This window comes from Shewanella sp. A22, from assembly GCF_053850585.1.
Map to the genome: position 1 here is coordinate 1 of NZ_JBSQBN010000144.1, position 10,294 is coordinate 10,294.

10 protein-coding genes are annotated in these 10,294 nt (G+C 42.3%); 1 reads left to right on the forward strand and 9 read right to left on the reverse strand.

Annotation, left to right across the window (positions count from 1 at the left end):
• Window positions 1-424: 424 nt before the first annotated feature.
• The 9 genes from ACWXWT_RS18185 to aroA form a co-directional block, all read right to left on the reverse strand.
• Window positions 425-976: a DUF2058 domain-containing protein gene (locus ACWXWT_RS18185; protein WP_456042991.1), complete on the reverse strand. Its 552-nt coding sequence runs from the start codon at window positions 974-976 to the stop codon at window positions 425-427.
• 27 nt (window positions 977-1,003) lie between these two features.
• The gene (locus tag ACWXWT_RS18190) at window positions 1,004-1,816 is read right to left on the reverse strand and encodes an SDR family oxidoreductase (RefSeq protein ID WP_456042992.1); all 813 of its coding nucleotides are present in this window, start codon (window positions 1,814-1,816) and stop codon (window positions 1,004-1,006) included.
• Between the two features lie 61 nt (window positions 1,817-1,877).
• Complete coding sequence (pyrF, locus tag ACWXWT_RS18195; protein ID WP_456042993.1) at window positions 1,878-2,576, reverse strand: orotidine-5'-phosphate decarboxylase; 699 nt, start codon at window positions 2,574-2,576, stop codon at window positions 1,878-1,880.
• Window positions 2,577-2,642: 66 nt separating this feature from the next.
• On the reverse strand, window positions 2,643-3,803 hold the full coding sequence (gene lapB / locus ACWXWT_RS18200; protein WP_456042994.1) for a lipopolysaccharide assembly protein LapB: 1,161 nt from the start codon (window positions 3,801-3,803) through the stop codon (window positions 2,643-2,645).
• Between the two features lies 1 nt (window position 3,804).
• Window positions 3,805-4,101 carry a LapA family protein gene (locus tag ACWXWT_RS18205; protein ID WP_456042995.1) on the reverse strand — a complete coding sequence of 99 codons (297 nt, stop codon included), beginning with the start codon at window positions 4,099-4,101 and terminating at the stop codon, window positions 3,805-3,807.
• A gap of 122 nt (window positions 4,102-4,223) precedes the next feature.
• On the reverse strand, window positions 4,224-4,511 hold the full coding sequence (gene ihfB / locus ACWXWT_RS18210; protein WP_137227242.1) for an integration host factor subunit beta: 288 nt from the start codon (window positions 4,509-4,511) through the stop codon (window positions 4,224-4,226).
• 77 nt (window positions 4,512-4,588) lie between these two features.
• Entirely contained in the window at window positions 4,589-6,256 is a 1,668-nt protein-coding gene (gene rpsA / locus ACWXWT_RS18215; RefSeq protein WP_456042996.1) for a 30S ribosomal protein S1, read from the reverse strand.
• Between the two features lie 115 nt (window positions 6,257-6,371).
• Window positions 6,372-7,061, reverse strand: coding sequence for a (d)CMP kinase (gene cmk, locus ACWXWT_RS18220; RefSeq protein WP_456042997.1), 690 nt, complete (start codon window positions 7,059-7,061; stop codon window positions 6,372-6,374).
• A gap of 179 nt (window positions 7,062-7,240) precedes the next feature.
• Window positions 7,241-8,521: a 3-phosphoshikimate 1-carboxyvinyltransferase gene (aroA, locus tag ACWXWT_RS18225; protein ID WP_456042998.1), complete on the reverse strand. Its 1,281-nt coding sequence runs from the start codon at window positions 8,519-8,521 to the stop codon at window positions 7,241-7,243.
• Window positions 8,522-8,959: 438 nt separating this feature from the next.
• Between aroA and ACWXWT_RS18230 the strand changes: the two genes are divergently transcribed.
• Window positions 8,960-10,150, forward strand: a complete 1,191-nt coding sequence (locus ACWXWT_RS18230; RefSeq protein ID WP_456042999.1) for an amino acid aminotransferase — start codon at window positions 8,960-8,962, stop codon at window positions 10,148-10,150.
• Window positions 10,151-10,294 lie beyond the last annotated feature (144 nt).

Here is a 10,294-nt window from a genome sequence, read left to right on the forward strand (position 1 = left end):
AAATATCTGGTCAGTTCAGAGTCTCTCAGGTTTTTCAATTCAAGGCACATTGATGTAGAAATGGTTGTTCCCTTTTAAATCGATGTAACACAGAAGTGGAATACCTGAGAGACTCCATTCTGGCGGGCTTCAAAGTCCTTTATGCTTCGTTAGATGCTTTCAAAATACGACGGCATGGTCTATTTTTTTCCATAAAAAATAACACATTTCCACCATCCATGGCGGTCAGATACTGGAGGTAGAGTAACGCAGGAGCTTGTTACCGATAATCACTATTCGCTTCAATCATCTGCCTAGCCTACAGCACTTTGAACGCCCGCTGAAAGATCACATATTTAATAGGATTGGTATTACAGGTGAACGGTCATCGATAATTGTGCCATAAAAAACCTCTTTTACAGAGGTTTTTTATGGCACGCAACGACTACCACATTAAGTCATCTGGGATGGCGTAATCAGCATATGGATCGTCTGCATCGCTCACTTGTGCAACAGAATCTTTCGCCTCTTTATCCCACAAGTAGCCACACCATTGCGGAACAAGTAGCTTAACTCGTTCTGCGAGCTTATGCGGCACGATGTAGGTTTTATCTTCATAACGGACGATACCTAATGTGCCGTTCAATAAATCTGCTTGAATTTTGTCGGTGATATAAACGGAATATATCTTGTTTTCTAATGTGTAGTTAAACTTAAGCTCTGCATCTTTGGCGACCGAAATGGCAAACTTAGAAAACTCGGTGATGAGACCACGTACTTGACCTTTTTCAGAGGCTTGTGCAAAACGTTGTTCATTTAAGGCTTTGTCTTTTTTGGCTTGAGCCAATTTTTGCTCGGCAATTTGTTGCTTAAGTGCTGAACTGCCATCATCTACTTTGGCTTTTTTGTCACGACGCTTTTGTGTCTTTGCGTCCCGTACTTTTTGTTTACTGGCTAGACCCGCTTTAAGCAGTTGATCTTGTAATGCATTTGCCATGATATTTACCTTTAAATTTATCGATTTTTATAAACCGTGCTTGGCGGCTATCTCGCCTAATTCTGTCATTGCTATACTGGCACCACCTAATGACCAACCACCGTCAACCGGCAACACCACTCCAGTGATGTAAGATGCCATGTCCGATGCAAGAAACAAGGCTGCATTGGCAATATCTTGACCTTGGCCATTACGCTTGAGCGGCACACTGTTCGCCACTTTTTGTTGTAGCTCATCGCTTGGTGCTAATCGATTAAAACCTTCAGTATCGGCAATGGGTCCAGGTACAATTGAGTTAATTCTAACACCTTCAACGCCCCACTCTAGTGCTAATGTTCGAGTTAACATATCAACGCCGGCTTTAGCGGCACACACATGCACTTGAAGTGGCATCGCGATGTACGCTTGTGGTGCAGAAATTTGAATAATGCTGGCACCAGGCCTTATTAACAATGGATAGGCTTGCTTGAGTACTTGGAAGCTGCCAATTAAATCAATATCAATAACTGATTTAAAGCCATTGTTCGACAATTTTGCTGCACTTGCCGGAAAATTACCCGCCGCGCCGCTGATAAGTACATCAATATGACCGTAAGCTTGCGCTACTTGCTCAAAACCAACCGTTAAGGCTTCATTGTCACGGACATCAAAACTAACGCCTACATGGTTGCCATCTGGATTGGCCTGCGTGAGCAATGCAACCGCAGCGTTAACTTTATCAATATTGCGACTCGCAACGGCTACATTGGCGCCTGCTTTAGCAAATTGAATGGCAACTTGAAGATTAATACCTGAAGTGCCACCCACTACGACAACATTTTTACCTGTGTAATCAAACATAGTCATCCCTTATTCTGTGTGATCGGGTTAATCTAGATGCATTATCTTTACAGGTAATACATCAAACCTGTAATGATTGATTGATAGCTTTAAGCGCTGCTAATGGATCGGCAGCTTGGGTGATTGGGCGCCCTATCACCAAATAATCGGCCCCTGCTGCAATGGCTTGCGGAGGTGTCATAACCCGATGTTGATCGCCCGCATCACTGCCTGCAGGCCGAATACCCGGAGTAACTAACATAAAGTCTTTGCCAAATGATGATTTAAGTAACTTAGCCTCTTGTGCAGAACACACTACACCATCAAGACCGGCTTGATGAGTTAACTTAGCTAGACGCAATACATGCTCAAAAGCGGGCACATTAATACCAAGTAAGGCTAAGTCTTCATCAGACATTGAGGTTAGCACAGTTACAGCAATTAATAATGGCGCATCTTTACCAAACGGTTCTAACGCTTTTTTGGCGGCTTGCATCATGGTGAAACCACCACTTGCATGGACATTTGTCATCCATACACCTAAGTCTGCAGCTGCAGCAACGGCTTTGGCAACCGTATTAGGAATGTCATGGAATTTTAAATCGAGAAATAAATCAAAATTACGACGGTGGATATCGTTAACCAATTCTGGTCCAAATAAAGTAAACATCTCTTTGCCGATTTTTAGACGACACATCTCTGGATCTAGTTTATCAATAAAGGTTAATGCATCATTTTTATTGTCATAGTCAAGGGCAACTACGATTGATTTATCAGTCATTAGAACTCCAGCGGCAATAGCTTGTGTTAGTACATTTATTATAGTGTTGTGAGTGCGATGATGACGTTATTCACCATCAAGCCCTTTAATACGCTTTATACTGCCCCATTGTTTACATGATGGACAATGCCAATATAAACCGTGAGACGGAAAACCGCAGGCAGTGCAGCGATAGCTAGGACGAAATTTAATTTGCTGTTCTACCAGCTGTTCGAGCATTGACAAACTTTGTTTGGCTTGTCCATCTTCAGCTTGTTTAATATGCAATTTCATTAAGTGCTGAAAGCCCTTCATTGTCGGATGACGATAGAGGTTATCCAGCATCATTGTTTCTGCACTTTGGTGTTGATTGAGGCTTATTTTGTGTTCGGCTAATGCAACTACAACACTTGCCCCTGCGCCATCAGCAATCGCTTTAGCAAGCAGTTCGTGAAAGCCGTTTGGGTCTTGGGTGTCTCGATACACTTGCTTTGCAATTGACACCGCATCGGCAAATAAATCAATATCAGCGTCTTTTAATTCGTGTATTGCTTGCTTACATAAATCAAGCTGACCAGCATCAAGGTAAATTTTTGCTAACGTTAACCAAGCACGACCGCATTGAGCATCTTGTTTAATGGCTTGTTGGAGTTTCTTGATTTTGTCGCTGTCTTTAGCGGCTTCATCAGCTAATTGGCAATAAAAATGTGCCGTCGTACACTTGAGTGCTTGCTGGCGTTTACGAGATAACCGTTTTGTAATATCAATGGCGTTCTGCCACTCTTTGGTCACTTGGTAAATAAGTATAAGTTGAGTTTCAGCTTCTTCGCTGTGATCTTCTTGACGAACTAAATTAACAAATATCTCTTCAGCACGGTCGTAAAAACCTGCGGCCATATAGTCTTTACCCAGCTCCATCATGGCGATGTCGCGTTGTTCATTCGTTAAATTAGGCCGAGCAATTAAATTTTGATGAATACGGATGGAACGGTCTACTTCACCACGTTTGCGAAATAACGATCCCAAAGACAAATGGGTATCGATGGTTTCATCATCTACATCAAGCATACTGATAAATAGATCAACAGCTTTATCTGACTCGTTCGACAGTAAAAAGTTAAGCCCAGTAAAATAATCCCGGCTTAATTTTTTACTCTGTTGGCTATCGCTATGACGAATACTGCGTCGTCCCATGTACCATCCATAGCCGGCAGCAATAGGCAATAACAAGAACAAGATTTCTAGCATACTAGGCGGTTTGATCCTTAGGCGTTACAGCAACATTGGTTGCATCAACCGCGGTGAGCTTTTTCAATGCTTTGTTACTTTTTCGCAATGCAAGTTTTAGCTTAATGATGTGATAACTCGCAAATACCCAGCTGATAATAAAGCCACTAAAAAAAACGACGGCCAATACTACAGGCAATCGATACTGCCCTTCGGCAATAAAATAACTTAACGTCACAACTTGTTCATTTTTAGCACCAAATAATAATGCTAAAACAAATAACAATCCGACTAATACAATGACAATAAATGATTTCACGCTGTTCTCCATGTAGGCGTACCAATATAATGATTATCCAAGAAATTTACTGAGCTGACCAGCAGAGACTTACATTAGATACAAAAAAGCCTCCAAAAGGAGGCTTTTTATTCAAGCGTTAATCAAAGATTAACAGCATCGACACGTTCGCGCAGTTCTTTACCAGGCTTAAAGTGCGGTACATATTTGCCTTCCAAATCAACAGAGGTTCCTGTTTTTGGGTTACGGCCCATACGTGGTGCACGATAGTGAAGTGAAAAACTACCAAAACCACGGATTTCTATACGATCACCGCTTTCTAATGTTGTTGCCATTTGCTCCAACATTTCTTTGATTGCACTTTCCACTTCTTTCGCCGACAGTTGCGACTGCCTAGTGGCGAGTTTTTCGATAAGTTCAGATTTTGTCATCTTAGCTATCCCATATTATCAAGCCAAACACAGTCGCCTAATGGGGACAAGGTCCCCATACAACAGACGATTTTCGATTACTTACGAGCAGCTTTGAAAGCTTCAGCCATTGCGCTGCTCATTACTACTTCGTCTTGCTTGTTCAAAGTAGCGATCGCTTCTTTCTGTTCAGCTTCATCTTTCGCTTTGATAGATAAGCTGATAGAACGGTTCTTACGATCTACACCCATGAACTTAGCTTCGATTGCGTCACCAACTGAGTATACAGTAGATGCGTCTTCGATACGATCTGCAGAGATGTCAGCAACACGAATGTAACCTTCAACTGTTTCTGCTAATTCAACTGTAACACCTTTTGCGTCAACAGCAGAAACAGTACCGTTAACTACGGTGCCTTTCTTCTTGTCTGCTAAGTATGCGTTGAATGGATCATCTTCAGTTTGCTTAACACCTAAGCTGATGCGCTCACGCTCTGGGTCTACTGAAAGAACCACTGCATGGATTTCGTCGCCTTTCTTGTATTCAGACACTGCATCTTCGCCAGTACCGTTCCAAGAAATGTCAGATAAGTGAACAAGACCATCGATTCCACCGTCAAGACCGATAAAGATACCGAAGTCAGTGATTGACTTGATCTTACCAGATACTTTGTCGCCTTTGTTAAACTTAGTTGCGAAGTCATCCCATGGGTTAACTTTACACTGTTTAAGGCCTAGAGAAATACGACGACGTTCTTCATCGATGTCTAGTACTAACACTTCAACTTCATCGCCTAAGTTAACAACTTTAGATGGGTGAATGTTTTTGTTAGTCCAATCCATTTCAGAAACGTGTACTAAACCTTCAACGCCTTCTTCGATTTCGACGAAGCAACCGTAGTCAGTTAAGTTTGTTACGCGACCAGTAAGCTTAGTGCTTTCTGGGTAACGCTTGCTGATTTCTAACCATGGATCTTCGCCAAGTTGCTTAAGACCTAGTGATACGCGAGTACGCTCACGGTCATACTTAAGTACTTTAACGTTGATTTCGTCACCAACATTAACGATTTCAGATGGGTGCTTAACACGTTTCCAAGCCATATCAGTGATATGTAAAAGACCGTCAACACCACCTAAGTCTACGAATGCACCGTAGTCAGTAAGGTTTTTAACGATACCTTTAACAGCTTGGCCTTCTTGTAGATTCTCAAGAAGAGTATCACGTTCAGCACTGCTTTCAGATTCGATAACTGCACGACGAGAAACAACAACGTTGTTGCGCTTCTGGTCAAGCTTGATAACTTTGAATTCTAATTCTTTGTACTCTAAGTGAGCGGTGTCGCGAACTGGGCGCACATCAACTAGAGAACCTGGTAAGAAGGCACGGATACCGTTTAATTCAACAGTGAAACCGCCTTTAACTTTACCATTGATGATACCGATTACAGTTTCAGCATCTTCGTACGCTTTTTCTAGAACGATCCAAGCTTCATGACGCTTAGCTTTTTCGCGAGACAATTGAGTCTCACCGAAGCCATCTTCAACAGAGTCAAGGGCTACGTCAACTTCATCACCAACTTGAATTTCTAAAACGCCTTGTGCGTTTTTGAATTCGTCAGCGTTGATTGGGCTTTCAGACTTAAGACCTGCGTCTACAAGTACCATACCGTTTTCGATGGCAACTACTGTACCACGTACGATAGAACCTGGACGGAACTCTAGGGTTTGAAGGGATTGTTCAAATAGATCAGCAAAAGATTCAGTCATGTTTTAGGTTACTTTCATTAAATAAACCACCATCCATCCTAGATGTGGAGTCTAGTAATATTATCCGTGTCATCCTTAACACAAATACCTACTGCGCACTCAAACCGCGAATCGGCTAGGCTACAGTAATTTTTTGTCCAACATATTCAAGCACACGCTTTAATACATCTTCAATACCTATGCCGCTTGTATCAATAACAAGTGCATCTTTAGCTGGCACTAGCGGCGATGCGGCGCGATTGATGTCACGGTCGTCTCGTTCAATAATTTCTGCTAAAAGGCGGTCGATTTTAACATCGAAGCCCTTGTCCTGCAACTGATTATAGCGTCTTTGCGCCCGTTCTTCCGCAGACGCAGTTAAAAATATTTTTACCGGTGCTTTTGAAAAAACCACGGTACCCATATCTCGACCATCAGCAACTAAACCTGGCGCTGCGCTAAATGCCCGCTGACGGCGTAATAGGGCTTCTCGCACCCGCGGTAATGCGGCTACTTTTGACGCTGCATTTGAACATTCTTGGGTGCGGATGGTTGTCGTCACGTCTTCGCCTTCTAAAATGACTTTAATTGCATCATTTTCTGTGCCCGTCAAAAACTGCACATCAAGATGAGCAGCCAATAGCGTTAAGGCTTCTTCGTTTTCTAGCTCAACATCATGATGAATAGCGGCTAAGGCTAAAACACGATAAATTGCACCACTGTCTAATAAATGCCAGCCTAAATGCTGTGCCAATAATTGGCAGATTGTCCCTTTTCCTGCACCGCTAGGGCCATCAACTGTGATCACTGGAGACCGTTCTGACATAATTTCCTCCGAAAATAATCTATCTTCCTTGAAAAGATAAAGGGTTCATCAAAATAAGCGCGCGCATTGTATAACAAATAAATGTTAATTACTGATGAATTTTCGGTTATTAAAACCAAGATCGCCCATTTACGCTACAGGTTTACACAAATGGACGATACATATTCTTGTAATAAAGTTTATTTTGCTAGCCGGGCAAATTGAGCAAAGTAATCAGGAAATGTTTTAGATGTACAGTCTGGGTCATTAATCGTGATACCGCAATCTGCAAAGGCCATCATTGAAAAACACATCGCCATACGGTGATCGTTATAGGTATCAATTGCTGCAGTATTGAGTTCTGCAGGTGGTGTGATCGTAATATAGTCATGACCTTCTTCAACTATTGCGCCCACTTTACGTAACTCGGTGGCCATTGCGGCTAAGCGGTCTGTTTCTTTAATGCGCCAGTTGTAGATGTTAGTCAGTTTGGTGGTGCCTGTTGCAAATAAAGCAGCTGTTGCAATGGTCATTGCAGCATCGGGAATATGATTCATGTCCATTTCTATGGCTGTTAATGTAGACTTTCTGGCAATAATGTAATCATCACCCCACTCTATTTCTGCGCCCATTTTCGCTAATGCATCAGCAAATTTTACATCGCCTTGAATACTTAAGCGGCCCACGCCAGTAACTTTAACTTCACCACCTTTAATGGCACCCGCGGCTAAAAAGTACGATGCTGATGAAGCGTCACCTTCAACTAATACTTTACCCGGTGAAACATAGTGCTGACCGGCTTTAATTTCGAAACGTTGATATTGGTGGTTAAGCACCTCAACGCCGAATTGCTTCATCAGTGCAATGGTAATATCGATATAAGGTTTTGAAACTAACTCACCTTTAATTTTAATATTAACGCTGTCTTTAGTCAGCGGCGCGACCATTAGCAGTGCCGTCAAAAACTGGCTAGATAAATCGCCTGCAATTTCAACATCACCTCCATTCAACCCCGTAGCATTTATCGTTAACGGTGGAAAACCATCATTTTTAAGGTAACTGACATCTGCACCGAGCTGACGCAATGCATCAACTAAATCGCCAATTGGCCGCTCTTCCATGCGCGGTTCACCGGTTAAGGTAAACTCGCCTTGCCCTAATGTTAACGCTGCACATAACGGCCGCATTGCCGTTCCAGCATTGCCCAAAAATAAGCTTTGTGCCTCAATAGTTGATATTGGTCCATTATTGCCCTCGACCACACATACCGTTTTATCATCACTTAATGTGTATTTAATACCCAGTTGTTTAAGCGATGCCAGCATATAGCGAATGTCATCTGAATCTAACAAGTTTGTGAGTGTGGTGCTGCCTTTGGCAAGCGTGGCTAAAAGTAATACACGGTTTGAAATACTTTTAGATCCAGGAATATTAATTTCGCCGTTGATGCAATTAATAGGATTAAGACGCAGTTGCTTCATTCGCTTTCTTCTTTTTTGCTAAGGATTAAGTTCGAGTTAATCTTGGTGGTAAACATCACTCATTTATTGCCAGACAGCGTAAATCAAGTGGAACAAATTCATTACAACGTAATCGTAATCATCGCGTGTTAACCGCTACGATACCACACTGACACATGGAAGATTATAACGATAATGTAACGTCTTATACCGTTTATTTGTCACCGTAAACGTTTGCTTATCTACACTTTCACATTATCGTTATAGTCAAACAATGTAATGGAGGGCCATTACAGCAGATAATTTAGCGATATAACAGTATTATTTGTCCGTTCAGTTAACTTTCCAATTGAAAAAATCTCATTTACAAATTTATTTTGTTCACAGTCAATTATGGCTTTAACTCTTAGTTTAAAGCGCGTTATGCTTAGTGCAAATAGCTAATATAAGGTTCTATTCATGTTTGATACCCTAAAAGCCTTACCCGCTGATCCTATTTTAGGTCTGCTAACTCAGTATCGCGAAGACATCCACCCAAATAAAGTTGACTTGGGTGTCGGTGTTTATAAAGACCCCGTTGGCCATACTCCTATTTTAGATTGTGTTAAAGCCGCTGAAAAAATCCGTTTGGACACTGAAACGACCAAGGTTTACATCGGCCCGACGGGTTCTGTATCGTTTAACCAACTCATGAGTGAATTAGCCTTTGGTGCCAGCCACACAGCCTTGCTGGCCAACCGCGTGCGCACAGTGTCTACGCCTGGCGGTACCGGCGCCCTGCGTGTAGCTGCTGACTTTATTAAACGTTGTAATCCTAATTCAGTGTTGTGGGTGAGCGACCCTACTTGGGCAAATCACACAGGGCTATTTGAAGCCGCTGGCATTACGGTTAAAACCTATCCGTATTATGACTACGACAGCAAAAGCCTTAAGTTTGATCAAATGCTGGCAGCGTTAAATACCATTGCTAAAGATGACGTGGTGTTGTTACATGCTTGTTGTCATAACCCAAGCGGTATGGACTTAACTACCGAACAATGGGACCAAGTGGTTAACGTAACTGTTAAACAAGGCTTTACACCACTTATTGACATGGCCTACCAAGGTTTTGGCGACGGTGTTGACGAAGATGCTTATGGCGTACGCCAAATGGCTGCAGCCGTTGAAAGTATGATTTTGTGCAGCTCTTGTTCCAAAAACTTTGGCTTATACCGCGAACGCATTGGCGCTTGCTCTATCGTGGCTAAAGACAGTACAACTGTGGATGTTGCACTATCAGTATTGTTGTATGTTGTGCGCTGTATTTACTCAATGCCACCGGCTCATGGCGCGGCAATTGTTGAAACTATTTTAGGCACGCCAGCACTTAAGCAACAATGGCAGGATGAACTTAAAGTGATGCGCGATCGCATTAACGGTAACCGTTCAATGTTAGTTAACCAACTCGCCGCCAATGGTGTTGACCGTGACTTTAGTTTTATCGCCCGTCAAAAAGGTATGTTTTCATTTCTAGGTATTAACCCACAACAAGTTGCCGAATTGAAACAGCAATATAGCGTCTATATGGTCGGTTCGAGCCGTATCAGTATTGCCGGTATTAGTGAAGCAAACGTTGATTATTTGGCTAAATCGATAGCCGCTGTACTTTAACCGGATGCAATACCAACCTCATTAAATATCTGGTCAGTTCAGAGTCTCTCAGGTTTTTCAATTCAAGGCACATTGATGTAGAAATGGTTGTTGCCTTTTAAATCGATGTAACACAGAAGTGGAATACCTGAGAGACTCCATTCT

What these genes read in the sequence shown, in the direction of transcription:
- ACWXWT_RS18185 (WP_456042991.1), bottom strand. Translation starts at nt 976, where the DNA reads ATGGCAAATGCATTACAAGATCAACTGCTTAAAGCGGGTCTAGCCAGT.
- ACWXWT_RS18190 (WP_456042992.1), bottom strand. Translation starts at nt 1,816, where the DNA reads ATGTTTGATTACACAGGTAAAAATGTTGTCGTAGTGGGTGGCACTTCA.
- pyrF (WP_456042993.1), bottom strand. Translation starts at nt 2,576, where the DNA reads ATGACTGATAAATCAATCGTAGTTGCCCTTGACTATGACAATAAAAAT.
- lapB (WP_456042994.1), bottom strand. Translation starts at nt 3,803, where the DNA reads ATGCTAGAAATCTTGTTCTTGTTATTGCCTATTGCTGCCGGCTATGGA.
- ihfB (WP_137227242.1), bottom strand. Translation starts at nt 4,511, where the DNA reads ATGACAAAATCTGAACTTATCGAAAAACTCGCCACTAGGCAGTCGCAA.
- rpsA (WP_456042996.1), bottom strand. Translation starts at nt 6,256, where the DNA reads ATGACTGAATCTTTTGCTGATCTATTTGAACAATCCCTTCAAACCCTA.
- cmk (WP_456042997.1), bottom strand. Translation starts at nt 7,061, where the DNA reads ATGTCAGAACGGTCTCCAGTGATCACAGTTGATGGCCCTAGCGGTGCA.
- aroA (WP_456042998.1), bottom strand. Translation starts at nt 8,521, where the DNA reads ATGAAGCAACTGCGTCTTAATCCTATTAATTGCATCAACGGCGAAATT.
- ACWXWT_RS18230 (WP_456042999.1), top strand. Translation starts at nt 8,960, where the DNA reads ATGTTTGATACCCTAAAAGCCTTACCCGCTGATCCTATTTTAGGTCTG.